Genomic DNA, 25,939 nt, shown 5'->3' with positions numbered 1-25,939 from the left:
GAAAAGAAGGCTCGACCATGGACGGCGTAACAGTCATCAATCACCCCCTCGTGCAGCACAAGCTGACGATTATGCGCCGCAAGGAAACGTCGACCTCAAGCTTCCGCCGCCTGCTGCGGGAAATCTCGACGCTCCTCTGCTACGAGGTCACCCGCGATCTCGAGCTCACCATGGAGACGATCGAGACGCCGCTGACCGAGATGCAGTCGCCGATCCTCGAGGGCAAGAAGCTGGTCTTCGCCTCGATCCTGCGCGCCGGCAATGGCCTCCTGGAAGGCATGCTGGAGCTGGTTCCTGCCGCCCGCGTCGCCCATGTTGGCGTCTACCGCGATCACGAGACGCTGCAGGCCGTCGAATACTATTTCAAGGCGCCGGAAGCCTTGTCGGAGCGTCTGATCATCGTTGTCGATCCCATGCTCGCCACCGGCAATTCCTCGATCGCCGCCATCGAAAAGCTGAAAGAGCGCGGCGCGAAGAACATTCGCTTCCTCTGCCTGCTGGCCGCACCCGAAGGTATCAAGAACTTCCACGCCGCCCATCCGGACGTGCCGATCTTCACCGCATCGATCGACAGCCACTTGAACGAGAAGGGCTACATCATGCCCGGCCTCGGCGATGCCGGCGACCGTATGTACGGAACGAAGTGATTTCTTAACCAGATCGCAAGGTTTGACGGCCCGAAACCCCGGTTTCGGGCCGTTTTGCGTGGTGCCTTATCCAATTTCTGATCAGCGACTGCTACCATCCGGCATCGATCCACGGGGATTTCAGATGTTCGCTCGCACGCTGTTCACAGTCCTGATGCTCGCTTTGTCCGCCAGCCAGTGGCCGACCATCGTGGAGAAGGTCCAGGCCATGCTGGATGAACGCGAAGCGAACGCTCCCGAAGAGGTTGCGGCCAAGCCCTCAGTGGGACATGCCGGTCAGATGGTTCTCCCCATGGGACCTGGCGGCCATTACACGGGGACGTTCAAGATGAATGGCAAGCCTGTTGACGCCATGGTCGACACGGGCGCTTCCACGGTGGCGATCAATGTTTCCACCGCCCGCCGGCTTGGCTTCAGCCCAGCAGCGCTTGATTTCCGTCACAACGTCAACACCGCCAATGGCTCGATCAAGGCCGCCCATGTCGTGCTCGACCGTGTCGAGATCGGCAGCATCCGGGTGAAGGAAGTCGATGCCTTCGTCCTGAGCGACGAGGCGCTTACGTCGACACTCGTTGGCATGAGCTTCATGAGCAAGCTCAAGTCCTATACCGCCGAGAAGCGCGTCCTGCGGATGATCCAGTAATACCAAATCTCTGTGATAGGAACCTATAGGATGGCTTTTGGCGGGTCGCTGGCTAGGCGCGACGCGCCGGGCGATGCTGTCGCATCGACCAAGCGGCGCAACAACGCCAGAGGCCCGCCATAAGCCACCTTCGGTCGACTTCTCGTCCCTTCTGGCGTCGTCGAGTTCCTCGACCGATGCGCCAGCATCGCTCTTCGAACCTCTCCTAGCCAGCAGGGGCGATCGAGCCGATCCTATAGGTTTCTATCATCGAGACTTGGTATAAGGCCTCTGGCCCTCACTCTGCGCCGATGCGCAGCCCGATAACCGGCGTTGCAGCCGGCTTCGTTTCCGAGATCCGATAGCACTCGGCCACTGTGCTCGCAGCTTGAGTTGCGGCAGCCTCGTGATTGGCCTGCACGAAGGCGATTGGCTCACCCTTCGCCACCTTCGTTCCCAGCGGCTTGAAGCCGGAGAGACCCACGCCGTGGTCGATCGTGTCGCTCGGACGCTGGCGACCACCACCAAGGGCGACAACGGCAAGCCCAAGCCCGCGCGTGTCACAGGCGCTCAGATAACCGTCCTGCTCGGCAAGAACGGCCACTTCGACCTTGGCGCGCGGCAGATAGCCTTCCGCCTTCTCCATGAAATCGACAGGCCCGCCAAGTTCGCTGACCATCTGCCCGAAGATCTCTGCCGCCTGGCCGGAGGCGAGCACCTTTGCGCAGCGAGCAAGTGCCGCCGCCTGGTCCGTCTCCACGCCGGCATTCACCAGCATCTCGGCACCGAGCGCCAGCGTCACCTCTTCCAGCCGCGTACCGCTCTTCTGACCTTTGAGGAAATCCACGGCGTTCTGCACCTCGATCGCGTTGCCGGCACAGTCGGCGAGCGGCTCGTTCATGTCGGTCAAAAGCGCCGTGGTCTTCACGCCCGCACCATTGGCGACCCGAACCAGCGAACGCGCCAAGGCCTCTGCATCTTCGCTCTTCGCCATGAAGGCGCCGTTGCCGACCTTCACGTCGAGAACCAGGCTTTCAAGCCCGGCCGCCAGCTTCTTCGACAGGATGGAGGCGGTAATCAGCGGAATGGATTCGACCGTCGCCGTCACGTCGCGGATCGCATAGAGCCGCTTGTCGGCCGGTGCCAGATCGCCCGTCTGTCCGATGATCGCGCAGCCCGCGCGGTCAACCGTCCGGCGGAAGGTGACATTGTCAGGCATCACGTCGTAACCGGGGATCGCCTGCAGCTTATCGAGCGTGCCACCCGTATGGCCGAGCCCGCGCCCTGATATCATCGGGACAGCGAGCCCGCAGGCTGCCACGATCGGCGCCAGCATCAGCGAGACATTGTCGCCCACGCCGCCGGTCGAATGTTTGTCGGCGACCGGCTTGCCGACGCCTGCCCAGGAGAGCACGTCGCCGGAATCGCGCATGGCAAGCGTCAGCGCTACGATCTCGTCCGGCGTCATGCCCTTGAAGAAGACGGCCATGGCGAAGGCCGCGACCTGCCCCTCGGAAATCGTTTCCTTGGAAAGCCCCTCGATGAAGCCGGCAATCTCTTGCCCGCTCAGGGTCCCGCCATCACGCTTGCGCCGGATGATCTCCTGGGGAAGCATGGCTCAGTATCCCGATGCCGCAGCCGTCGAGCGCTCGCCTGAGAGCACGGCGTTGATATCGTCAAGCAGGCCCGATGCGCCGAAGCGGAAGGTCGAGGGCATCACCCAGTCCTCACCCATGATCGTATCGGCGAGGCTGAGATAGAGCGCCGCATCCGCCACCGTCGAAATACCGCCGGCCGGCTTGAATCCCACCTTCTTGCGGCTGTCGCGGATCGCCTGCAGCATGATGTCGGCCGCCTCGAGCGTCGCATTGACGCCGACCTTGCCGGTCGAGGTCTTGATGAAATCAGCACCGGCCGCGATCGAAAGGTCCGAGGCGCGGCGGATCAGCGAGATATCCTTGAGCTCACCCGTTTCCAGGATCGTCTTCAGGATCGCCGGACCACAGGCAGCTTTCACCGCCGAAACCATGTCCTTCACCGCCTTTTCATCGCCGTTGGCGAGCGCCCGGTAAGGGATCACCAGATCGATATCGTCAGCGCCATCAGCCACGGCATCCCGCGTTTCCGCCAGCACGTCCTCGGTCTTCATCTCGCCCGAGGGGAAGTTGACGACGGTCGCAATCCGGATCGGGCTGTCGGGGCCAAGCAGGGTGCGCGCCTGCATAACGAAGCGCGGCCAGATGCAGATCGCAGCCGTCGGTCCAAAGGCGCTCTGGGCACGCCCGCACAGCGTCACGATCTGTTCGGGCGTGCAGTCGTCCTTCAGGTTGGTGAGGTCGAGCAGCGAAAGCGCCCGCGAAGCGACAGCGCGCAGTTCTTGATTATCCAATGTCATTTCCTCCGCCGATCATCCGTTTCAGGATGGTGGCCAGACGTTTGCCGCCGATCGGCGCCATGTCTTTGGTTTCCTCGTGGCTCAGTTCGCCACCGGTCATGCCTGCCCCATAATTGGTGATCACGGAGGCAGCTGCAACCCTCAGGCCATAGAACCGGGCGAGAATAACCTCCGGCACGGTCGACATGCCGACGGCGTCGGCGCCCAACACACGCGCCATGCGGATCTCTGCCGGCGTCTCGAAGCTCGGGCCCGAGAACCACATATAGACGCCCTGCGAGAGCAGCACATCTTCTGCTTCAGCGGCTGCCCGCATGGCTGCCTGCAGCTCGGCATCATAGGCCGATGTCATGCCGACGAAGCGCCCGTCGCTTGGCTCGCCGATCAGCGGGTTCTTGCCGGAGAAGTTGATGTGATCGGTGATCTGCATGACCGATCCGGGCGGCATGTCTTCACGCAGCGATCCCGCCGCATTGGTGAGGATCAGCGACTTCACGCCAAGCCCCATTAGCACTTCGATCGGCTTGCGCATCGCATTCGCATCGCCGTGCTCGTAGTAATGCATGCGTCCGGCGAGCATGATGACGGGCGTGCGTCCCAGGTAACCGGCAACGATCTCGCCCGCATGGCCCGACACGCCGCTCAACGGAAATCCGGGAAGCTCCGCATACGGAACGCGCACCGCATCGCGGACCTCGTTGACCAGCGATCCCAAGCCCGAGCCGAGCACGATCGCATGGCGCGGAACGAGCCCGTTGAGCCGCTCGACGAGCAGATCGACGGCCGCCTTCATCCGAGGATGTCCGTCTTGAAGCTGAGCGGCAGAAGCTCGTCCATGGTCATGGTCTTCTGCACACCCACTTCGTCGCAGAGAAAGATCTTGGTGTCGGCGGATGCGAATTCCGAGATCTTCTGACGGCAACCGCCACAGGGCGGGCAAAGCGCCAGCTTCTCGGCAATCACGGCCATCTCGATGATCTTCTTGCCGCCGCCCATGATCATGCAGCCGATCGCCGTCGGCTCGGCACACCAGCCCTGTGGGAAGGAGAGGTTCTCGATATTGGCGCCGGTATAGATGCGCCCGTCATCGGCACGGATCGCAGCCCCTACCGGGAACTTCGAATAGGGCGCATGCGCGAATTTCATCGCGTCACGCGCGGCTTCGAAAAGATCATGCGCCATGATCAACGCTCCTTGGAATATGCGACGCCACCGGCCTTCGGCGGATTGGCAGAGCCGATGAAGCCCGCAAGCAGAATGCAGGTGAGAATATAGGGCAGGGCCTGGAAGAGCTGCACCGGCACTTCGCCGATGACAGGGATCTCCTTGCCCTGCATGAAGTTTGCCAGCGCATCGAGGAAGCCGAACAGCAGGCAGGCGAACATCACCGGCACTGGCTTCCACTTGGCGAAGATGAGGGCTGCAAGCGCGATGAAGCCCTTGCCCGCCGACATGTCCTTGATGAAGGCCGCCGACTGGGCGATCGCCAGATAGGTTCCGGCAATGCCGCAGAGCAGGCCCGCCACCAGCACGGCGCGGTAGCGCAGGAAAGTCACCGAAATGCCGGCCGTATCGACCGCACCCGGATTTTCACCGACAGCGCGGAGCCGCAGGCCAAAGCGCGTGCGATAAAGCACCCACCAGGAGATCGGCACCGCCAGGAAGGCGATATAGGTCAGGATGTTGTTGCCGGAGATGACGTTGGAATAGAGCGGCCCGATGATCGGCACCTCACGCATCATGTCGGCACCCGGCAGGATGATCGGGGCAAAACGCCCGTCGCCCGAAACCTGTGGCGTGCGTCCGCCTTGGCCGAACCAGGCCTGGCCAAGCACGACAGTCAGGCCGGCCGCCACGAAGTTCAACGCCACGCCGGAAACGATCTGGTTGCCGCGATTGGTGATCGAGGCAAAGCCGTGGATCAGCGAGAAAACGAGCGAAACGGCAATACCCGAGAACAGCCCCAGCCAGGCCGAACCGGTGAGATAGGCAACGCAGGCTGCCGCAAAGGCTGCCGCCAGCATTTTGCCTTCAAGCCCGATGTCGAAGACACCGGCGCGTTCCGAATAGAGGCCGGCAAGGGCCGCCAGGATCAGCGGGATCGACAGACGGATCGTCGAGCCGAGGATGCTGATGAGCATGTCAAATGATTCCATGGTCGCGTCCTCAGGCCTTTGTCAGTGACTGGTAGATGCGCACGATCATCGGCCGGCACATGAATTCGAGCGCGCCGGCAAACAGGATTACTAGGCCCTGGATGACCACGATCATCTCGCGGGTGATGTTGGGCATATCAAAGGAAAGCCACGCACCGCCCTGATAGAGGATGCCGAACAGGATGGCGGCAAGCAGGATGCCGAGCGGATGGTTGCGCCCCATCAGCGACACAGCGATCCCGACGAAACCGGCGCCAGCCACGAATTCCACCTGCAGGCGGGCGGAGGCCCCGAGCACCGGGTTCAGCGCCATCATGCCGGCGAGACCGCCGGAGATCAGCATGGTGATCATGACGATCTTCACATAGGGAATGCCGGCATAGGCGGCCGCCGAGCGGCTGATCCCGAGCGTGCGCATCTCGTAGCCGAGCTTGGTGCGCCAGATCAGCACCCAGACGACAACGCACATGACCAGCGCGATCAGGAAGGACACGTTGAACGGGGCAGGTCCGAGCGTGCCGCCGAACATGGCAATCAGCCAGTCAAGCTTCGGCAGCTGGCCGCCTTCGAGGAAGGTGCGGGTCTCAGGCGCCATCTTGCCGGGAACGATCAGCACGTTGACCAGCAGATAGACCATCAGCGCTGCGCCGATGAAATTGAACATGATCGTGGTGATGACGATATGGCTGCCGCGCTTCGCCTGCAGCCAGGCCGGGATCAGCGCCCAGGCCGCACCGAAAAGGGCTGCCGCCATGATCGCAAACGGCATGGTGACATACCACGGCACGTAGTGATCGAGCGCAAGCGCCGCGAGTGCTGCGCCTAAGCCCCCAAGATAGGCCTGACCTTCCGACCCGATATTGAACAGGCCGGCATGATAGGCAACCGCGACAGAAAGCCCGGTGAAGATGAAGTTCGTCGCATAAAACAGCGTGAACCCAATGCCTTCGCCGCTGCCAAGCGCGCCTTCCAGCATCAGCTTCAGCGCCTCCCAGGGGTTCTCCCCGATGATCCAGACCACGAGGCCCGACACCAGAAAGGCGAGCGTGAGGTTGATCAGCGGCAGCAGCGCATAATTGATCCAGTTTGGAAGTGGTACGGATGCAGTGCTCATCAAATCCTCAAGCGGCAATGCCGGCCATCATCAGGCCGAGTGTCTGTTCGCCTGTATCAGGCGTCTTCTCGCCGACGACCTTGCCGGCAAACATTACCAGGATACGGTCGGAGAGTGAGCGGATCTCGTCCAGTTCGACGGAGACGAGCAGCACGGCCTTGCCGGCGTCGCGCGTCTCGACGATCCGCTTGTGAATGAATTCGATCGCGCCGATGTCGACGCCGCGTGTGGGCTGGCCGACGATCAAGAGCTTCGGATCACGCTCGATTTCGCGGGCAACGACAATCTTCTGCTGGTTGCCGCCCGAGAAGTTGGCGGTCTTCAGCCGCGGGTTCGGCGGGCGGATGTCGTATTTCTCGATCTCTTCAACCGCAGCCTTTCGAATGAGGTCCGGGTTCAGGAACATACCCTTCCCATAGCGCTCGTCGCGGTGATAGCCGAGGATCGCGTTCTGGCTTTCCTCGAAGGGAAGCACGAGACCCATGTGGTGGCGATCTTCCGGGATATGCGCCACACCGATGCCGCGCAGTTCCGCCGGGTCGAGGCCGGCAACATTATTGCCGTTGATCCAGATCTCACCCGAGGTTGGTTTGCGAATGCCGGTGATTGCTTCGAGAAGTTCGCTCTGGCCATTGCCGGCCACGCCGGCGATCCCGACGATCTCGCCGGAGCGCACATCGAAGGAGACGTTATCGACCATGACGACGCCGCGGTTGTCCTTGACGGTCAGATTGCGCACCGAGAGGAAGATCTCGCCCGCATTGGCCGGCTTCTTCTCCACATGCAGCAGAACCCGACGGCCGACCATCAGCTCGGCGAGTTCCTCCACCGTCGTTTCCGCCGTCTTGCGGGTCGCGACCATTTCGCCCCGGCGCATGACCGACACCGTATCGGTAATCGCCATGATCTCGCGCAGCTTGTGGGTGATCAGGATGACCGTCTTGCCCTGGTCGCGCAGTACACCGAGGATCTTGAACAGGTGGTCGGCTTCCGCCGGCGTCAAAACGCCCGTGGGTTCGTCGAGGATCAGGATCTCGGCGCCGCGATAGAGGGCTTTCAGGATCTCGACGCGCTGCTGCAGACCAACAGGCAGCTCCTCGATGATCGCATCGGGATCCACTTCCAGCTCGTAGTCTTCTTCCAGCTTCTTCAGCGCTGCACGCGCGGCATCCGTACCCTTGCCGAGCAGAGCGCCGCCTTCGGCGCCGAGCATCAGGTTTTCGAGCACGGAGAAATTCTCGACCAGCATGAAGTGCTGGTGCACCATTCCGATCCCGGAATTGATGGCAGCCTGGCTATCCTTGATCGTGATCGGCTTGCCGTCGATCTGGATGGATCCCTGATCGGCCTGATAGAAGCCGTAGAGGATCGACATCAGCGTCGATTTGCCGGCGCCGTTTTCACCGATGATGCCGTGGATGGAGCCCTTGGCGACCGTCAGATTGATGTTCTTGTTGGCATGCACCGCACCGAACTTCTTGTCGATGCCGATCAATTCGATCGCGGGTGCCTGGTTCGTTGCACTCATTCCGGTCCCCCAGACATACAAAAAGGGCGCAGGACGACGATGTCGCCGTCCTGCGCCCGGCTTTCAGATCACTTCGGGCAGGAATTGTCCGACATGTAGTCATGGACCTTGATGGTGCCGGCAGCGATGTCGGCCTTGGCCTTCTCGACAGCAGCCTTCATCTCTTCGGTGATCAGCTTGGCGTTGTTGTCGTCCAGGGCGTAGGCAACACCTTCCTGTGCGACGCCGAGAACCTGCAGACCGGGCGTGAACTTGTCGTTCTTCGAATCCGAGTAAGCGTTGTAGACGGCGAGGTCGACGCGCTTGACCATCGAGGTCAAAACCGAACCCGGATGCAGGTGGTTCTGGTTGGAGTCGACGCCGATCGACAGCTTGCCGTTGTCGGCAGCTGTCTGCAGAACGCCGAGACCGGTTGCACCGGCTGCCGCGTAAACGACATCAGCACCCTGGTCGATCTGGTTCTTGGTCAGCTCGCCGCCGCGAACCGGGTCGTTCCAGGCAGCACCGGTCGTGCCGGTCATGTTCTGGAAGACCTGGATGTCAGCCTTGGCAGCGCGTGCGCCCTGCTCGTAGCCGCAGGCGAACTTGCGGATCAGCGGGATGTCCATGCCGCCGACGAAGCCGACCTTGCCGGTGGTGGAAGCCATGCCGGCCAGCAGGCCAACGAGGTAGGAACCTTCCTCTTCCTTGTAGACAACCGAACGGACATTCGGCTTGTCGACGACGGAATCGACGATCACGAACTGGGTATCCGGGAATTCAGCGGCAACCTTTTCGACGGCCGAGGTCCAGGCGAAGGATACGGCGACAACCGGGTTGAAGCCGCGCGAAGCGAAGTTGCGGATAGCCTGTTCGCCCTGCGTGTCGCTGGTCGGCTCGAAGTCGCGGTAGTCGATGCCGGTTTCGGCCTTGAACTTCTCGGCGCCACCGTAAGCGGCTTCGTTGAAGGATTTGTCGAACTTGCCGCCCGTGCCGTAGACCAGCGCCGGCTTGACGTCGGCCGCAAGCGCGGTCGCCGACATCGCGGCCAAGGCAAAGAGACTGAGGAGGGTTTTCTTCATGGTGCAGCCCTGTTGTTGCTATTGATCTTGTTGGGTCCTCCCGCAAGCCTTCCTCATGAGAAAGACATGTCTGCGGAACCGCCGCCCCCTTTTCCGGAGGTCCTGGCTGGCTTTCATCCTTGCATGGCTCGTTTCAAAATTCACCAGATTTTTTTCATCTGGTAAAGATTCACAAGCCTGCTGATTTTTCAGCGCCGCGCGCTGAAAAATCAGTCAGATCAATGGGATTTATGCTGCACCTTTGGGCATTCGCCCTTAAGCAGCGGGCGAGATCGGGCAGGCGACGCCGGTGCCGCGCAGGCCGCAGTAACCATTCGGATTCTTCGCCAGATACTGCTGGTGATAATCCTCGGCATAGTAGAACGGACCGGCATGGGCGATTTCGGTCGTCACCCGGCTGTTGCGCCCGGCCTTCACCAGTGCTTCCTGGAACCGGTCGCGAACGGCGATGGCAAGCGCCATGTCGTCCTCGTCCTCGACATAGATCGCCGAGCGATAGGTTGTGCCGATGTCATTGCCCTGACGCATCCCCTGGGTAGGATCATGCGCCTCGAAGAAGATCTTCAGCAGCCCTTCCAGCGAGATCTTCGCAGGATCATAGACCACCTTCACCACCTCAGTATGGCCGGTCAGCCCTGTGACGGTTTCCTGATAGGTCGGATTGGGCGTGATGCCGCCCTGATAGCCGGACACGGTGAGATAGACGCCCGGCGTCTGCCAGAGCAGCCGCTCCGCACCCCAGAAGCAGCCCATGCCGAGATAGATGGTCTTCATGCCCTCAGGTGCCGGTCCCTTGAGGGGCAGGCCGGACACGAAATGGGTGGCGGCCGTCGGGATCGGCTCGGCCCGGCCGGGAAGGGCGTTCTCCGCCGTTGGCATCACAGTCTTCTTGTTGAACATGTCGATCAGGAACATCTTTTACCTCCTGAGGCCAGGACTTGGCCTGCTGGTTCGTCTGAAGCTCCGCCAGAGGCGGGATCGCTGGAAGCTGCACTGTCTGCAGCTCCTGTTTCTATGTTCTTAGTCGCGGGGCCCGCTTAAAACTTACAACCGGCACGAGGGACCGCTTGTCCCGCGCGCCAAGGAAGTCCCGGCTCAGGCCGCAAAGCGCCCGGCAGGCGAGGGCCGCTTGTAGCCGATCATCCAGAGTACAAGCGACAGAACGAGGAAGGCGGCCGATGCCGGCTGCGGTAGCACCACGTCGCGCAAGGCAAGCCATGCGCCGGCACCCAACCGTGTCTCGACCAGTCCTTCAAGCGTCATGAGCGAACCCGGATTTGCATCGATCCAGGCCTCCGAAATCGGCGTCAGGATGACCTGCGATGCCGAAACCGACGCAATCGAATCCACCACGCCGAACACGACGCCGACGCAAAGCGCAAGCAAACTCAAGATCCTGAAGAGGAAACGCACGACCAAAGTCTCCGGCTGAAGCCCGTCACGGCCTGCAATCCGCCGCGCTCGACCTTATAGATAGGGAATTGTCGGCCGATGTCAAAATTCTGATAGATTTCGGTTGATCCGCCGAAATTCCTCGGTATATATCCCGCCCGACCAACCGCGGTGGTTTTTCCCCGCGATCCCCCTGGACAGGTGGCCGAGTGGTTTAAGGCGCACGCCTGGAACGCGTGTGTGCGTGAAAGCGTACCGTGGGTTCGAATCCCACCCTGTCCGCCATCTATCCCCATCAAGACATCTCCATCCTACCCAAGCCCCGAGTTGCCGCTTGGAACCTCGCACCATGTCTGTCGTTCTCCAGAATGACGGACATGCGCCGCTGCGCATCGACAAGGACAAGGGAGAGCCGGACGTGGCGAAGGATCTGCGCAAGGGCGACAAGGTCGAGTGGGAAACCAGCCAGGGCACGACCCAAGGCAAGGTCGTCAAGAAGCGGACGACACCCAGCACCATCAAGGACCATCCGGTCAAGGCTTCCAAGTCCGATCCGCAATACATTGTCGAAAGCACAAAGACGGGCAAACGGGCAGCCCATAAGCCGCAGGCTCTCCACAAGGCTTGATGATGTGCGTTCGAGTGCCTCGCACGGCACCCCGCGCCCATGAGGTGACAACGGCGCCATCTTCATACCCGAAGCAACCGTAGCAAGGCTCCCATGCAGACACCGATCACCATCGACCCGGATTATTTGAGGTCTCGGCTGAAGGCATTGCTGGCCATCCCGAGCCCGACAGGCTTCACGGACGAGGCCGTCCGCTACACCGCGCGCGAACTTGAGCGTCTCGGCCTCGAAGTCAAGCTGACCCGCCGTGGCGCGATCCGCGCGAGGCGGCCGGGCGCTGCCGAACGACCGGCCCGCGCGATCGTCTCGCACCTCGATACGCTCGGCGCACAGGTCAAGGCGCTCAAGGACAATGGTCGGCTCGAACTTGTATCGATCGGCCATTGGTCGGCGCGCTTTGCCGAGGGCGCACGGGCCTCGATCTTTTCGACCAAAGGCATCTACCGCGGATCCATCCTGCCGCTGAAAGCCTCCGGCCACACCTTCAATGAGGAAGTCGACACGCAACCCACCGGTTGGCGCCATGTCGAGTTGCGTATCGATGCACTGTCGCGCGACAGAAACGACATCGTCCAGCTCGGCATCGATATCGGCGATATCGTCGCCATCGACCCCCTGCCGGAATTCCTCGACAACGGCTTCATCGTATCGAGGCACCTGGACGACAAGGCGGGCGTGGCGATCATGCTGGCTGCAATCGAGGCGATGCAGCGCGAAGAGATCGAAACCCCTGTCGATACCTACTGGCTCTTCACCATCGGCGAGGAAGTCGGCGTCGGCGCCTCTGCCGCCCTTGTGCCGGAGATCGCCTCGCTGGTCGCCATCGACAATGGCACGACGGCGCCCGGCCAGAATTCCGACGAGTTCGGCGTGACGCTTGCCATGGCCGATCAGACTGGCCCTTTCGACTATCATCTGTCGAAGAAGCTCTACGATCTCTGCGCAGAAAACGGCATCAGGGTCCAGAAAGACGTCTTCCGCTATTACCGCTCCGATGCGGCCTCGGCGGTGGAAGCCGGGCATGACGTACGCACGGCCCTCCTGGCCTTCGGCGTCGATGCCTCCCACGGCTATGAGCGCATCCACCTCCACGCTCTGATGTCGGTGGCAAAGCTCGTGGTCTACTATACGGCGAGCGAGGTGCAGATCGAGCGTGATTCCGAAGAGGTCTCGGGGCTGCGCGGCTTCACCCGGCAGAAGGTCGAGCCTGCACGGCAGAGCCTGAAAGCAGACGAACCCGACGAGTCGTGATTGCAGCGACATCCGCCCGCTGCTAGCGTTTATCTCGGCGATTTCGCCGGAATTCGGAGAATCAGGCAATGGCGGGTGACGAGGCGACAAAAAGGCCGCGGCTGAAGATCGGCTTCGTGCTGTCGCGGTCGTTCACGCTGTCAGCCTTTGCGCTTTTCATCGATACCATCCGGCTTGCAAGCGACGAATATGATCGCTCCGGCCGCGTTCTCGCCGATTGGCAGGTGATCGGCAGCACACGCCATCTGATCACCTCGAGCTGCGGCGTGCAGGTGGCGCCCACCAGCGATTTCGTCGATCCCAGCCGCTTCGACTATATCGTCGTGGTCGGCGGCCTGCTCGGCCGCCAGCCGGCGGTGGACGACCAGACCATCGCCTTCCTGAAGAAGGCCGATGCGCAGAAGGTGCCTTTGATCGGGCTTTGCACCGGCACCTTCATCCTCGCCGAAGCCGGCCTGATGAAAAACCACCAGACTTGTGTCAGCTGGCTGCATTACCAGGAGTTTCGCGACCGTTTCCCCGATCACGAGGTCCGCTCCGATCGCCTGTTCAATCTCGATCGCCGCCGTGGCTCCTGTGCCGGCGGCAGCAGCTCGGCCGATCTCGCAGCCTTTATCGTGCGCCAGTATCTCGGCCATGACGCCGAGCGCAACGCGCTTGAAGTCCTGCAGATCGAAAAGGCCCGCACAAACAAGGATATCCAGGTCCGAAGGCCGCTGACGATCGAATGCGACGATCCCCGGGTGAAGGCCGTCCTGATCCTGATGGAACAGAGCCTGGAAAACGAGCTGACCATTGATCAGCTCGCCCGCTCCGTCGGCCTGTCGCGCCGCCAGCTGGAGCGTCTCTTCGCCCAGAAGATCGATGTATCGCCCGCCCGGATCTACACGAAGCTCAGGATGGAGCGCGCCAAGATGCTGGTCACGCAGACCAATGCCTCGCTGATCGATATCGCCCTGCAGGTCGGTTTCCAGAACACTTCGCATTTCACCCGCGTCTTCAAGGGCACCTATGGCCGCACACCCGGCCAGATGCGCAGCCATCCCGCCGCCTGACCTCCAGTGCTTCAGTTGCCGCTGTTTTAGCGGTGCTCGCTGCGACGACATGCGGCGAGATCACCGTCTTGTGAGCAGCGCTGCCCGATGCTATCCACGGAAAATCTGTCGGGGGATAGAATGACTGAAACGGCCGTCCGGATGAGCTTTGAGCGAGCGATACGCATGATCTGCGTCATCGCGCTCGTTCTGCTCGGCCTCGCGCATCAACCGGTCGCCGCACCTGCGACGCAATTCTCCCCGGAAGAAATCGCTGCCCTGATGCTGCCGGACGGCAGTCTGCCGGAGCTCTGCCTGCCGTCGGATGACGGTAAGGCGAAGCCCCATGCCGGTGCCTCCGATTGCGAGGCCTGCCGTATCTCGGCCGCCGTCCTCCTGCCGGCGCCTGCCGATGCCGTCGGCACGCGTTTGGCCATGGTCACCTCCGTCGCCCTGCCGCCGCGGGCAGAGGCGCATTACCGCCAGCTTTTCCCGCCCGACACCCATCCCCGCGCACCACCCGTCACCGCCTGATCGAAGGTCACGGCCGGCGCGTCCTCGCGTCCGGTCACCAGTGTCGTCAGGCCGGTGAGTTTGCACGCTTTGCAGCTCCGGTCGAAATCGGATGTCTGTCATGCTGCAAATCCTTGCCGATCGTGGGCCGTCGCCTGCGTTTCCACCCGCGTCTTCCGCAATACCCAGGCCAACAAGATCTACCCTGGCCGGCCCGCTTCTGCCGCCGAGAACCGTGGTTTTCCTCGAAGGCCTCGCCGGCTCGCCGCAATACCGCGTGGTCGACGGCTGTGTCGCCACAGCACAGACCCTCTCGGATGGGCGGCGCCAGATCATCGACCTTGTCGGACCCGGCCGGCTGATCGGCCTCGGGCTCGGTGAACACACCAGATACTCGGCCGAAACCCTCGGCTTCACCCGCCTGGAAGCCGTGTCTGACACCATCAGCCAGAGCGAACGGGACCTGGCGCTCAGCGAAATGCTCGCCCGCTCTCAAGGCCTGGTCATGTTGCTTGGCCGCAAGACGGCGCCCGAACGCGTGGCCTTTGCCGTGCTTGATCTCGCCCGGCAATTCGGTCGCCCGGCGCGCGACAAGCGACGCGGCGCCATCACCTTCCATCTTTATCCCACCCGCGGCGACCTCGCCGATTGGCTCGGCCTCACCGTCGAGACCGTAAGCCGGTGTTTCACCCGCCTCAAGAAGGCAGGCCTCATCGACATCGAGCGCGGCGATCTCGTCACCGTGCTCGACCCGCAACAGCTCTCGGGCCTCGCCGCCGGCGATCGCTCGCTTTCCCACTGAACCTCTCTCCAACCAGTCGAGACCCAGGATGACCATCGTTTCCGACCTCTCCCCCACCAAGGCGAACAGCAAGGATCTGTCGCGCCGCTTCTACATCACGGCCTGGCGCTGGCATTTCTATGCCGGCCTCTACGTGGCTCCCTTCCTGATCATGCTCGCCGTCACCGGCCTGATCATGCTCTGGACGGCCACGCTCTTCGGCCGTGATGGCGAGAAGATCTATTCGGTCGAACCCCAGGCGACCCTTGCCTCCGTTTCCGCCCAGGCGGGAGCCGCGACCCTGGAGATCCCCGGCCAGATCATCCAGTACATCGCACCGCGCACGCCGGAGCAGGCCGCACTCTTTCGCATCAACCAGGGCGACGCCTCCTTCATGGTGGCCGTTGATCCCTACAAGGCCGAGGTCCTTGGCAACTGGGAACGTCGCAATGGTCTCTATGATCTCGCCGACACCATCCACGGCACGCTCCTGATCGGCGATCTCGGAGACCGCCTGATCGAGATTGCCGCCGGCTTCGCCATCATGCTCGTCGTCACCGGCCTTTATCTGTGGTGGCCGCGTGACGGTCGCGGCTTCGGCTCGGTGCTTGTCCCGCAGCTCTCTGCCAAGGGTCGCCAGCTTTGGAAGTCGCTGCATCTGAGCATCGGCTTTTATGCCTCGCTCTTTCTCGTTGTCTTCCTGCTGTCGGGCCTCACCTGGGCCGGCATCTGGGGCGAGAAGTTCACCCAGGCCTGGAGCACCTTCCCGGCGGAGAAGTGGGACAATGTGCCCCTGTCGGACAAGACCCATGCCAGCATGAACCATGGCGGCATCAAGCAGGTCCCGTGGACGCTGGAGCAGACCCCGATGCCGGCATCCGGCTCGGATGCCGGTGTCACTGGCACGCCGGATGGCGAGCCCGTCAATCTCGATGCCATCGTTACGCTTGCCCGCACGCTCGGTTTCGACCAGCGCTTCCAGCTGGCTTTCCCCGGAGATGACACGGCCGTCTGGACCATCTCCCGCGACACAATGAGCAATGACAGCGCCAATCCGCTTGATGATCGGACCGTCCATATCGACCAATATACCGGCCGCATCCTTGCCGATGTCGGTTTTGGTGACTACGGCCCAGCCGGCAAGGCCATGGCCGCCGGTGTCGCCTTTCACGAGGGCGACATGGGCCTCTGGAACCTGGTCTTCGTCAACGTCTTCTGTCTGTCGATCATCTTCCTCTCGGTCAGCGGCTTCGTCATGTGGTGGAAACGCCGTCCGAAGGGTGCAGCCCGCCTGGTGGCCCCTTCAGTCGGCGAGCCCGGCCCCCTCTGGAAGACCGGCGCCTTGGTCATGCTCGCAACAGCGCTCCTCTTCCCGCTCTCCGGCGCTGTTCTCCTGGCGGTCCTCCTTCTCGACCTCCTGGTTTTCCGCCACGTTGCTCCGCTGAAGAAGGCCTTAAGCTGATCCGAATTCGACGCCCCGGGCCGCCCGGGACGTCGCCTCGCTTCCAGCCATGTTCCGCAAAAAAAATTGGAACAATGGAACCGCTCCGTCATTTGCAAACCATGTGACCGGTACGCCGACGATCGTTGATCGGCGCGCCGGCACGTTTGCGTTTGATTTTTCAACGGAGGTTTCAGCCCAGTTCATGTGTGGCATTTGTGGAGAAGTGAGATTCGATGGCGCGTCGCCATCGGTAGCGGCAGTTTCGATCATGGCGGACGTCTTGGCCCCACGAGGGCCGGATTCGGCCGGCGTGATGGTCAGGGGCAATGTCGGGCTCGGCCATCGACGATTGCGCATCCTCGACCTCTCCGACAAATCGCAGCAGCCCATGGTCGATCCCGATCTCGGCCTCTCGCTTGTCTTCAACGGCTGCATCTACAATTTCCGTGAGCTGCGCAGCGAACTGGAAGCGAAGGGCTACCGCTTCTTCTCCGATGGCGACACGGAAGTCATCCTCAAGGCCTGGCATGCCTGGGGCACGGACTGCGTATCCCGCTTCCACGGCATGTTCGCCTTTGCCATCCACGAACGCGACACCGGTCGCGTCGTCCTGGCGCGCGACCGGTTCGGCATCAAGCCGCTTTACCTCGCCGAGGTCTCCGGCGGCCTGCGCTTCGCCTCTTCGCTGCCGGCCCTGGTCAAGGCGGGTGGCGTCGATACGGCGATCGATGTGACAGCCCTTCATCACTACATGGCTTTCCACGCCGTCGTGCCGCCGCCGCGCACGATCTACAAGGGCGTGCGCAAGCTTCCCCCGGCGACGATCAGGGTCTACCAGCCCGATGGCAGCTTCGAGGACAAGCGCTATTGGGATCCAGCCTACACGCGCCGCGCCGAAGACGCCCGTATGAGCCGCGAGGACTGGCAGGAGCAATTGCTCGATGCGCTGCGTCTCGCCGTCAAGCGCCGGATGATTGCCGACGTGCCCGTGGGCGTCCTCCTTTCCGGCGGTGTCGATTCCAGCCTCATCGTTGGCCTTCTGGCCGAAGCCGGCCAGACCGGCCTGATGAGCTTCTCCGTCGGTTTCGAGGAAGCCAATGGCGAAAAGGGCGACGAATTCGTCTATTCCGATCTGATCGCCAAGCGCTTCGGCACCGACCACCACAAGATCTTCGTGCCCTCGGCCGATCTGATGGGCGCACTGCCCGGCACCATCGCCGCCATGTCCGAGCCCATGGTCTCCTATGACAATGTCGGCTTCTACCTGCTCTCGAAGGAAGTCTCCAAACACATCAAGGTCGTGCAATCGGGCCAGGGCGCCGACGAGGTCTTCGGTGGTTATCACTGGTATCCGCCGCTGGTCGGCTCCACGGACGTCGTCGGAGATTACGGACGCGCCTTCCGCGATCGCTCGCATGAAACGCTCGCAACCCAGTTGCAGGACCGCTGGATTGCCGATCGAGACGTCAGCGGCGACCTGCTGCGCGAACATCTGCTGCGCTCCGGTGCCGATACCCCGGTCGATCAGGCGCTCCGGCTCGACAGCAACGTCATGCTGGTCGACGATCCGGTCAAGCGCGTCGACAACATGACCATGGCCTGGGGCCTTGAGGCCCGCGTGCCCTTCCTCGATCACGAACTGGTCGAACTCGCCGCCCGCATTCCGCCTGAGGAAAAGCTCCGCGACGGCGGCAAGGGCATCGTCAAGGACGTCGCCCGCAAGGTGATCCCCTCCGAGGTCATCGACCGCAAGAAGGGCTATTTCCCCGTGCCTCAGCTGAAATACATTGCCGGCCCCTATCTCGACATGCTCCGCGACGCCCTGTCGTCCAAGGCTGCCCGCGAACGTGGGCTCTTCCGCCAAGATTACATCGATCGTCTGGTGGCCGATCCCGCCTCGCATATCACGCCGCTGCAGGGCTCCGAGCTCTGGCAGATCGGTCTTCTCGAAATGTGGTTGCAGGCGCAGGAGAACTGACGTGAGCAAGACAGAGAAGAAGCCCGCCAACCAGCCGCGCAAGGCGCGTCGCGGCAATGCTTTGTCCCATCGTCTGACGCGCCTGCGCACACCTGGCAGCGGCAGCCACGGCACGACCAGCCGGCCCTCTGAAACGGAGGGCCGGAACCGCAACATCGCCCTCGATTGCGGCTGGGGCCGTTTGCTTTTCACCCCAACCTTCGACCGATATCAGGACCTGCTTGATGCGCTCCGCGAGGAAGCCCCCGATACCCGCGACATCGCCTTCCACGTCGGCGATCCGCATGTCCTGCTGGCCCAGGCCCCGCAGGAAATCTTTCTCGATCCGTCCCACACCTTCCGCCTCGATCTCTCTACCTATCGCGCCGGAGGCCGCCGTCCGAAGGGCGTCACCTTCAGGCGCTTCTCCTCCGAGAGCGATGCGGCGGGCATCAACGCGGTCTATGCCAGCTGCGGCATGGTCCAGGTGCGCGAAGACTTCTTTACCGGCGAGCGCGACAACCGCCCCGTCACCTATTTCGTCGCGCAGGACGATCTGACCGGCGAGATCGTGGGAACGGTCACCGGCATCGACCATCACCGCCTCTTCGACGACCCGGAGCGCGGCGCCTCGCTCTGGTGCCTCGCGGTTCACCCGCAAGCCCGTCAACCGGGCATCGGCGAAGGCCTAGTGCGCATCCTCGCCGAACATTTCCAGGCGCGGGGTCTCGCCTATCTCGACCTCTCCGTCCTGCACGACAATGACAAGGCGATCGGTCTCTACGAAAAGCTCGGCTTCCGCCGCGTGCCGCTCTTTGCCGTGAAGCGCAAGAACGCCATCAACGAGAAATTCTTCGCCCAGCCGGTCGAGGGCTACGAGGCGCTCAATCCCTATGCCCGCCTGATCGTCGACGAAGCGCTTCGCCGTGGCATCCATGTCGAGGTGACAGATCCCGAGGGCGGCTTCTTCCGTCTCAGCCATGGCGGACGCAGCATTCATTGCCGCGAAAGCCTTTCGGATCTCACCTCTTCGGTCGCCATGTCGATCTGCGACGACAAGGCCGTCACCCGCCGCTTCGCCCAGTCGGCGGGCCTCAGCGTCCCCGCACAGCTCTCCGCTGACTCCCCCGATGCCGACAAGCAGGCGTTTCTCGAAAAGCACGGCAAGCTGGTCGTGAAACCCGCGCGCGGCGAACAGGGTAGGGGCATCTCGGTCGGCGTCTCCTCAATGGATGCCCTGCACGCAGCCATCCGTATGGCCCGCCAGGTCTGCGACCGCGTGCTTCTGGAAGCCTGTTTCGAAGGCGAGGACCTGCGCCTCGTGGTCATCGACTACAAGCTTGTCGCCGCCGCCGTCCGCCGTCCGCCCCGCGTCGTCGGCGATGGCCGCTCGTCCATCCGCAAGCTGATCGAACAACAGTCCCGCCGCCGCTCTGCCGCAACCGGCGGTGAAAGCCGCATCCCCGTTGATGCCGAGACGAAGCGTTGCCTCGCCGAACAGGACCTCGATCTCGACAGCGTGTTGGAAGAGGGCCGCGAGATCACCGTGCGCAAGGCCGCCAATCTCCACACCGGCGGCACGATCCACGACGTCACCGCGACCGTCCACCCCGACCTCGTCGATGCCGCCTGCCGGATCGCGAAAGCTATCAAGATCCCGGTCGTCGGCATCGACTTCATGGTCCATGATCCCGCAAAGCCCGACTACGTCTTCATCGAGGCCAATGAACGCCCGGGGCTTGCCAATCACGAGCCACAGCCGACGGCCGAGAGCTTCATCCAGCTCCTATTCCCCGGCAGTCGCGCCCAGGAGCGCCGCAGCGCCTGAAGCTCGCGGCAACGACAGTGTTGAGAAAAAAGGGCGGCACCGGTGCCACCCTTTTTCATTGGGACCTGCTGCCGACTACTGCGACTCGCCGATCGTGTCCGCCATATGCGCGCCCCGATAGCCCATCGGCTGTGTCGGTCCCGTCGTCGTATCCACCGCCGTCTGATGTTCGAGTTCCGCGTTCAGCATCGCCCCGACGATCAGGATCACCACCGACAGCCAGGTCCAGAACATGAAGCCGATAAAGGTACCGAGGGCGCCATACGTGGCGTTGAAGTCGGCAAAATTCTCCAGATAGAAGGAGAAGCCGAGCGACATGATCAGCCAGACGAGTGAACTGAGCAGCGTGCCCCAGGTCAGCCATCGAAGCTTGGCATCCTCCCGGCTCGGCCCGTATCGATAAACCATCACCGTTCCGAGCCAGACGACGCAGATCAGGATCGGCCAGCGGATCAATCCGACCATCATCTCGGCCCGCTCCGAGATGAAGACGAGAGAGATGACGATCGGCAGGATCGCCAGCGCCGTGACGATGATGGCGAGAATGGCCATGGCACCCAGCGTAAACGCGATGGCCAGTAGCGTGGTCTGGATGAAGCCGCGCTTCTCCGGCTCCTGATAGGCAATGTTCATCGCCTCGAAGAGGGCGACCATGCCGTTGCGCGCACTGAACAGCGACACGCCGAGGCCGACCAGAAAACCGATACTCAAGGTGCTGTCGTTTTCGTCGGCCAGCGACTGCAACTGGCCGAGGATCAATGCCACGCCATCGGCGGGCAGAAGTTCGGAGAGAAAACCGAGCCGCCCCGCAATCGTGGTCGGGTCGGCGATCAGGCCGTAGAGCGATACAAGCGCCGCGAGCCCGGGAAACAGCGACAGCATCACGTAAAACGAAACACCCGCCGCGGCCAGCATCACCCGGTCGGAGGTCACACGCGACAGCAGCCTCAGCGATACGTCCCAAAGGCCGCGCGCCGGAATTTCGCCCGGGCTCTGCGCATCCCGCCCCCGTTCGTCCTCCATATGACGTGCTTCAAGCGGGGAGGGTGCGGGCGTCGTGGGCGGCATGTCTGGCTCCTTGTTCTCGGAGAAACCGGTCCGCCTGCCGGCATGTTCCATTCAGATCTGCAAGCAGCCCAACAAGCGCCCAGAGGGAGAAGAACATGCCTGGCACCATCGAACACGCAGCGCTGATGAACCAGCGCCTTCCGCTCTGCAAAGCTCTACACGGTCATCGAAATCGCCCATGACCGCGTGGATCTCAGCCGCGGCATCGTCGACGGCGAGATCGCCATCGATGTGATCCGGCCTGTGCAGGCCTGACCTCAGAAAGGCTTGGAGGGGTGCGGGCTGTCCTCATAGGCGCCCCAGACCGACTGGTCGAAATTGATCGTCGCTCCCGTCATCAGGCCGGATTCGGGTGACGAGAGATAGGCGCAGGCGCGTGCCACTTCCGCCGGATCGACCAGCCGGCCGAACGGCTGCTTTGCGGCCGCTTCCGCCAGCCAGTCGTCGGCTGCGCCATGAAACTCCCGCTGGATCCGATCCTCTCCGTCGCTCGCCATCCAGCCGATATTCAGCCCGTTCACTCGGATGCGGTTCTTGAGAAGCCCGAAGGCGGTGTTGCGGGTCAGCGTGTCGAGCGCCCCCTTCGAGGCGCAATAGGCCGCGATGAAGGGCTGGCCTGCCATGGCGGACATCGAGGATATGTTGACGATCGTGCCTTCCGTCTTCGTCTCCAGCATTAGCTTGATTGCGTCCTGCATCAGGAAGAAGGGCGCCCGCGTGTTGATCGCAAACATCCGGTCGAACAGCTCTGGATCCGTGTCGAGAATGGTCCCGCGATCCGTGATGGCCGCCACGTTGACCAGCGCATCGATCCGCCCGAAATGCGAGCGCGCCGCTGCAATCACCTTGCGGCAATCCTCCACCTGCGCCAGATCGGCGGCAACGAAGTGAACCTGCGTGCCATACCGCGCGCCAATCTCCTCAGCCTTCGCCTCGCCCTTTGCGACGCTACGGCCGCAGATGACCAGGCCCGCCGCGCCCCGCTCGGCAAACAGCCGGGCAACCTCGGCGCCCAGCCCTTGCGTTCCCCCCGTCACAACCGCGATTTTGCCATCCAGACGACTCATGCTCTTCCTCCTGCCAGGCGCCGCAGCCTGCGACGCATGACGCCATTTGGCCCGGACTGATACCGAGTCACAAGCCCTGACGAAGGGCCTCACGAAATGAGTTTTCATCCGACAAGCGGGCGATGAAGGCGGTCAGGGACGTGGCCTGTCCCTTACCTGTTGCTAGCAGGCTCAGCCTTCGAAATCGCCCTCGGAATTCACCTCGCGGCCACCGACGATGATAGCCCGCTTGCCGACATGGTTGGCAGCGCCCACGATGCCTTCTTGCTCCATGCGCTCGACCAGCGAAGCGGCCTTGTTGTAGCCGATCGATAGCCGGCGCTGGATATAGGAGGTCGAGCACTTCTTGTCGCGCAGCACCACCTTGACTGCCTTGTCGTAGAGATCGTTGCCGTCCTCTTCCGCCATGGCGCTCTTGTCGAACACCGCGACGTCCTCTTCCGGCTCGTCTTCCACGTCGTCGGCATCTTCAGTCACGGTGCCCAGATAGTCAGGACGCCCCTGCATCTTCAGATGCGCGACCACCTTCTCGACTTCCTCGTCGGAAACGAAGGGACCGTGCACGCGGGCGATCCGTCCGCCGCCGACCATGTGCAGCATATCGCCCTGGCCGAGCAGATGTTCGGCGCCCGGTTCACCCAGAATGGTGCGGCTGTCGATCTTCGAAGTCACCTGGAAGGAAACGCGAGTCGGGAAGTTCGCCTTGATCGTGCCGGTGATGACATCGACCGATGGACGCTGCGTCGCCATGATCAGGTGGATGCCGGCCGCCCGCGCCATCTGCGCCAGCCGCTGGATTGCACCTTCGATTTCCTTGCCAGCGACCATCATCAGGTCGGCCATCTCGTCGACCACGACGACGATGTATGGCATCGGCGAAAGGTCGAGTTCCTGCTCCTCATAGACGATTTCGCCGCTCTGCCGGTCGAAGCCGGTCTGGACGCTGACGGTGATCGTTTCGCCCTTTTCGCGCGCCTGTGCCGCACGGGCATTGTAGCCATCGATATTGCGAACGCCGAGGCGGCTCATCTTGCGATAGCGGTCCTCCATCTCGCGAACCGCCCATTTCAGCGCCATGACGGCCTTCTTCGGGTCGGTGACGACGGGGGTGAGCAGATGCGGGATACCGTCATAGACGGAGAGCTCCAGCATCTTCGGATCGACCATGATCAACCGGCACTCGTCCGGACGGAACCGGTAGAGCAGAGAGAGGATCATCGTGTTGATCGCCACCGACTTGCCCGAGCCGGTGGTGCCGGCAACGAGCAGATGCGGCATCTTCGCCAGTTCGGCGATCACAGGCTCGCCACCGATGGTCTTACCGAGGCAGACCGGCAGCTTGTAGCGCGTCTCTGCATAATCGGGCGTCTCGATCAACTCGCGCAGATAGACCGTCTCGCGTACCGGGTTCGGCAGCTCGATGCCGATCACGTTGCGGCCGGGCACAACAGCGACGCGGGCAGACAGCGCCGACATCGAACGGGCAATATCGTCGGAGAGGCCGATGACGCGGGAGGACTTGACCCCCGGTGCCGGCTCGAATTCGTAGAGCGTGACAACAGGGCCGGGACGCACGTCGATCACTTCGCCCTTGATGCCGAAATCCTCCAGCACGCTTTCCAGAAGCCCGGCGCTTTGCTCGAGGGCCTCTGCCGTCATCGTGACGCCCGTCTGGACCGGCGGCATCTGCAGGAAGTCGAGATAGGGCAGCTCGTATTCGCCTTCGCCGAGCGCTTCCTGCGCCTTGAAAAGCGGCTGGCGCGGCAGGGCAGCGGACATGGGAGCAATTGACGAATTGGTCGTCGGGAGTGGTGCAGGAACAGCCGCCTCAAGGGGGGCGACGGTCTCCGTCATGGGCGTTTGTGACTGCGTCGGCTCAAAGTAGGCAGCCGACACCTCGCGGTGGGCGACTTCCCGGTAAAGGGCAACGACCGATCCGGGTGTCGCCTCGAAAGCGGGCTTGCGCGGCAGGGCCGTCACAGGCTGCACCGAGGTCATAAGGGCATCGGGGCGATACCGTACCACTTCTGCCCGGATGGCAGCGGGAGCCTGCGGCGCCATGGTGCGGACCGCCGGCTGTGCGATTTGACGGACAGGCTGGGGTGTCGGGCGCATGGGTGTCTGCATCCTCGGCTGGTGCACGCTCGGGCGCACCATCTCGATATCCTGAGGTGCCTCGACAGGCGCGATCATCGCCTCGAAGAAGACGTGGTCCGACAGCAGCGAGGCGATCGGCGGCCGCACGCCTTGCGCCCCGGTGTCGACGATGGGCGCTGCCACTTCGGCCTGCGGGGCAGGCGGATTGGTCATCTGCGCCCAGGCGGCAAAACCGGATCCTTGCGGCTGGCTGACTGCTGCGGCGACAGGAACCTGTTGCACGGGCGCCGGTGCCGGTGCCGAAACCTGCTCCGGATTGGCCTGCACGGGCGGTGTGCGCAGGAACGCGTTGCGCACCATCGGCGGGCGGGCTGCCGGTGCTGCCTGTTGTGCGGTAAGGCGTGCAGCTTCCGCCTGCTGGGCGATCGATCGCTGCAGATGCGGCGGAACATGGGCCGCAGTTGTCGGCTGCACGGTGGCGCCGACGCTGGCGGCCTGGGTGCTCGCGAGCACGGTCCGCATGCCTTGCACCAGTGGTGCCGGCTGTGGTGATTGTGGCGCGGGTCCGATCTGGCCAAAGCCGCCGTCTGCCATGGATGCCTCCCAGGCAGCCTGCTCGGCCTGCTGGCGCGCCAGTTCCCGGCGAAGCTTGTAGGTGAGTGCCCGTGCGCCGATCGCATCCGGCGGCTGCGGCAGCGTCACAGACGCCGGCATACGCGGCGCTTCCGGCTTCGGCGCGGGCGCTGGAGCCGGTGCGCCCGTGCGCGGCAAGCCTGCATAAGGCACGCTCGTAGACGGTGCAGCCGTGTGCCGAGGCTGGCTTGCCGTTACGCGCTGGCTCGCCTGCGTGACCGGCTGTCTTGGCGGTTGCTGCGCCATCTGCTGCTGCGGAGGTGCCGTCCGCGCAGTCGGCGCACTCGGCTGAGGTGCAGGAGTTGGGGCGGCCTCCGGCTTGGCCGGCGTGCGATCGGGCGTGCGCGTGAAGCGCACATTCGGTCCCAGCACGAAGGCCTTCTGCCAGACGGGCGTTTCCTCGCGTCCCTCGATCTGGTTGGCCGCCGACTGATCGGCACCTTCACCCTGGTTGTCCCCTAACTGATTGGCCTGATAAGCGGAATTTGAACGGGGAGGGTGCATCGAAAACCTGAACTCTGACGGGATACGGGGACGCGAAAACTGAGCTATCTGAGTAGAAAATAAAGGTTAACGACCGCTTTCCGTCCGGCAGAAAAAGCTAATGCACGAGAGGTCTGTCCGGGCCCTTTTCAGCCCCGATGCCGCTGTTGCCAAAGCCGAATTTTGCCCGGCACTGGAAGAAGCGGGAGCTCAAGTTTTTTTCTCGCACCGGCTCCCCGC

24 protein-coding genes and 1 tRNA gene are annotated in these 25,939 nt (G+C 62.8%); 11 read left to right on the top strand and 14 right to left on the bottom strand.

Annotated features, from left to right (window positions below):
* The first annotated feature begins 17 nt into the window (after positions 1-17).
* Both upp and AC02Y0_RS17760 read left to right on the top strand, forming a co-directional pair.
* On the top strand, positions 18-647 hold the full coding sequence (gene upp, locus AC02Y0_RS17765; RefSeq protein WP_102020607.1) for a uracil phosphoribosyltransferase: 630 nt from the start codon (positions 18-20) through the stop codon (positions 645-647).
* 124 nt (positions 648-771) lie between these two features.
* The gene (locus AC02Y0_RS17760; RefSeq protein WP_476380150.1) at positions 772-1,290 is read left to right on the top strand and encodes a TIGR02281 family clan AA aspartic protease; all 519 of its coding nucleotides are present in this window, start codon (positions 772-774) and stop codon (positions 1,288-1,290) included.
* A 277-nt stretch (positions 1,291-1,567) separates the two neighbouring features.
* Here the strand turns inward: AC02Y0_RS17760 and deoA are convergent, their stop codons facing one another.
* The 10 genes from deoA to AC02Y0_RS17710 form a co-directional block, all read right to left on the bottom strand.
* Positions 1,568-2,884 carry a thymidine phosphorylase gene (gene deoA, locus AC02Y0_RS17755; RefSeq protein ID WP_476380149.1) on the bottom strand — a complete coding sequence of 439 codons (1,317 nt, stop codon included), beginning with the start codon at positions 2,882-2,884 and terminating at the stop codon, positions 1,568-1,570.
* 3 nt (positions 2,885-2,887) lie between these two features.
* Positions 2,888-3,664 carry a deoxyribose-phosphate aldolase gene (deoC, locus tag AC02Y0_RS17750; protein ID WP_476380148.1) on the bottom strand — a complete coding sequence of 259 codons (777 nt, stop codon included), beginning with the start codon at positions 3,662-3,664 and terminating at the stop codon, positions 2,888-2,890.
* Positions 3,651-4,457 (bottom strand): purine-nucleoside phosphorylase, encoded by an 807-nt coding sequence (locus AC02Y0_RS17745; RefSeq protein ID WP_476380147.1) that lies wholly within the window; start codon positions 4,455-4,457, stop codon positions 3,651-3,653. The genes deoC and AC02Y0_RS17745 overlap by 14 nt, the downstream gene beginning before the upstream one ends.
* Positions 4,454-4,846, bottom strand: coding sequence for a cytidine deaminase (locus AC02Y0_RS17740; protein WP_102020612.1), 393 nt, complete (start codon positions 4,844-4,846; stop codon positions 4,454-4,456). The genes AC02Y0_RS17745 and AC02Y0_RS17740 overlap by 4 nt, the downstream gene beginning before the upstream one ends.
* Positions 4,847-4,848: 2 nt before the next feature.
* Positions 4,849-5,820 (bottom strand): ABC transporter permease, encoded by a 972-nt coding sequence (locus AC02Y0_RS17735; RefSeq protein ID WP_102020613.1) that lies wholly within the window; start codon positions 5,818-5,820, stop codon positions 4,849-4,851.
* A 10-nt stretch (positions 5,821-5,830) separates the two neighbouring features.
* Positions 5,831-6,934, bottom strand: a complete 1,104-nt coding sequence (locus AC02Y0_RS17730) for an ABC transporter permease (protein ID WP_444558285.1) — start codon at positions 6,932-6,934, stop codon at positions 5,831-5,833.
* A 7-nt stretch (positions 6,935-6,941) separates the two neighbouring features.
* A complete protein-coding gene (locus tag AC02Y0_RS17725) occupies positions 6,942-8,462 on the bottom strand; it encodes an ABC transporter ATP-binding protein (protein WP_102020615.1) in 1,521 nt (506 codons plus the stop codon).
* Between the two features lie 68 nt (positions 8,463-8,530).
* Positions 8,531-9,523 (bottom strand): BMP family lipoprotein, encoded by a 993-nt coding sequence (locus AC02Y0_RS17720; protein ID WP_102020616.1) that lies wholly within the window; start codon positions 9,521-9,523, stop codon positions 8,531-8,533.
* Positions 9,524-9,778: 255 nt separating this feature from the next.
* Complete coding sequence (msrA, locus tag AC02Y0_RS17715) at positions 9,779-10,438, bottom strand: peptide-methionine (S)-S-oxide reductase MsrA (protein WP_476380146.1); 660 nt, start codon at positions 10,436-10,438, stop codon at positions 9,779-9,781.
* A 180-nt stretch (positions 10,439-10,618) separates the two neighbouring features.
* The gene (locus AC02Y0_RS17710; RefSeq protein WP_476380145.1) at positions 10,619-10,936 is read right to left on the bottom strand and encodes a hypothetical protein; all 318 of its coding nucleotides are present in this window, start codon (positions 10,934-10,936) and stop codon (positions 10,619-10,621) included.
* A 174-nt stretch (positions 10,937-11,110) separates the two neighbouring features.
* Here AC02Y0_RS17710 and AC02Y0_RS17705 point away from each other — a divergent pair.
* The 7 genes from AC02Y0_RS17705 to AC02Y0_RS17675 all read left to right on the top strand — a co-directional run bounded on the left by AC02Y0_RS17705 (position 11,111) and on the right by AC02Y0_RS17675 (position 16,584).
* Positions 11,111-11,200: transfer RNA gene (locus AC02Y0_RS17705), tRNA-Ser, on the top strand.
* Between the two features lie 133 nt (positions 11,201-11,333).
* Positions 11,334-11,543 (top strand): hypervirulence associated TUDOR domain-containing protein, encoded by a 210-nt coding sequence (locus AC02Y0_RS17700; protein WP_476384073.1) that lies wholly within the window; start codon positions 11,334-11,336, stop codon positions 11,541-11,543.
* Positions 11,544-11,636: 93 nt separating this feature from the next.
* A complete protein-coding gene (locus tag AC02Y0_RS17695) occupies positions 11,637-12,794 on the top strand; it encodes an osmoprotectant NAGGN system M42 family peptidase (protein ID WP_476380144.1) in 1,158 nt (385 codons plus the stop codon).
* 68 nt (positions 12,795-12,862) lie between these two features.
* Entirely contained in the window at positions 12,863-13,849 is a 987-nt protein-coding gene (locus AC02Y0_RS17690; RefSeq protein WP_476380143.1) for a GlxA family transcriptional regulator, read from the top strand.
* 120 nt (positions 13,850-13,969) lie between these two features.
* Positions 13,970-14,362 carry a hypothetical protein gene (locus tag AC02Y0_RS17685; protein WP_476380142.1) on the top strand — a complete coding sequence of 131 codons (393 nt, stop codon included), beginning with the start codon at positions 13,970-13,972 and terminating at the stop codon, positions 14,360-14,362.
* Between the two features lie 100 nt (positions 14,363-14,462).
* Entirely contained in the window at positions 14,463-15,143 is a 681-nt protein-coding gene (locus tag AC02Y0_RS17680) for a Crp/Fnr family transcriptional regulator (RefSeq protein WP_476380141.1), read from the top strand.
* A 28-nt stretch (positions 15,144-15,171) separates the two neighbouring features.
* On the top strand, positions 15,172-16,584 hold the full coding sequence (locus AC02Y0_RS17675) for a PepSY-associated TM helix domain-containing protein (protein WP_476380140.1): 1,413 nt from the start codon (positions 15,172-15,174) through the stop codon (positions 16,582-16,584).
* On the opposite strand, the gene AC02Y0_RS17670 is transcribed toward AC02Y0_RS17675, so the two are convergent.
* Complete coding sequence (locus tag AC02Y0_RS17670) at positions 16,576-16,836, bottom strand: hypothetical protein (protein ID WP_476384116.1); 261 nt, start codon at positions 16,834-16,836, stop codon at positions 16,576-16,578. The genes AC02Y0_RS17675 and AC02Y0_RS17670 overlap by 9 nt on opposite strands.
* Between AC02Y0_RS17670 and AC02Y0_RS17665 the strand changes: the two genes are divergently transcribed.
* Both AC02Y0_RS17665 and ngg read left to right on the top strand, forming a co-directional pair.
* Positions 16,769-18,544: an N-acetylglutaminylglutamine amidotransferase gene (locus AC02Y0_RS17665; protein ID WP_476384072.1), complete on the top strand. Its 1,776-nt coding sequence runs from the start codon at positions 16,769-16,771 to the stop codon at positions 18,542-18,544. The genes AC02Y0_RS17670 and AC02Y0_RS17665 overlap by 68 nt on opposite strands.
* Position 18,545: 1 nt before the next feature.
* Entirely contained in the window at positions 18,546-20,351 is a 1,806-nt protein-coding gene (gene ngg, locus AC02Y0_RS17660; protein ID WP_476380139.1) for an N-acetylglutaminylglutamine synthetase, read from the top strand.
* A gap of 75 nt (positions 20,352-20,426) precedes the next feature.
* Here the strand turns inward: ngg and AC02Y0_RS17655 are convergent, their stop codons facing one another.
* The 3 genes from AC02Y0_RS17655 to AC02Y0_RS17645 all read right to left on the bottom strand — a co-directional run bounded on the left by AC02Y0_RS17655 (position 20,427) and on the right by AC02Y0_RS17645 (position 25,720).
* On the bottom strand, positions 20,427-21,419 hold the full coding sequence (locus tag AC02Y0_RS17655) for a YihY/virulence factor BrkB family protein (protein WP_476380138.1): 993 nt from the start codon (positions 21,417-21,419) through the stop codon (positions 20,427-20,429).
* A 257-nt stretch (positions 21,420-21,676) separates the two neighbouring features.
* On the bottom strand, positions 21,677-22,486 hold the full coding sequence (locus AC02Y0_RS17650) for an SDR family oxidoreductase (RefSeq protein ID WP_476380137.1): 810 nt from the start codon (positions 22,484-22,486) through the stop codon (positions 21,677-21,679).
* A 171-nt stretch (positions 22,487-22,657) separates the two neighbouring features.
* On the bottom strand, positions 22,658-25,720 hold the full coding sequence (locus AC02Y0_RS17645) for a DNA translocase FtsK (protein WP_476380136.1): 3,063 nt from the start codon (positions 25,718-25,720) through the stop codon (positions 22,658-22,660).
* Positions 25,721-25,939 lie beyond the last annotated feature (219 nt).

Source organism: Allorhizobium sp. nf9_anc, assembly GCF_056323085.1.
Note: the sequence above shows the minus strand (reverse complement) of the source record. Positions and strands in the feature narration are given on the sequence as shown.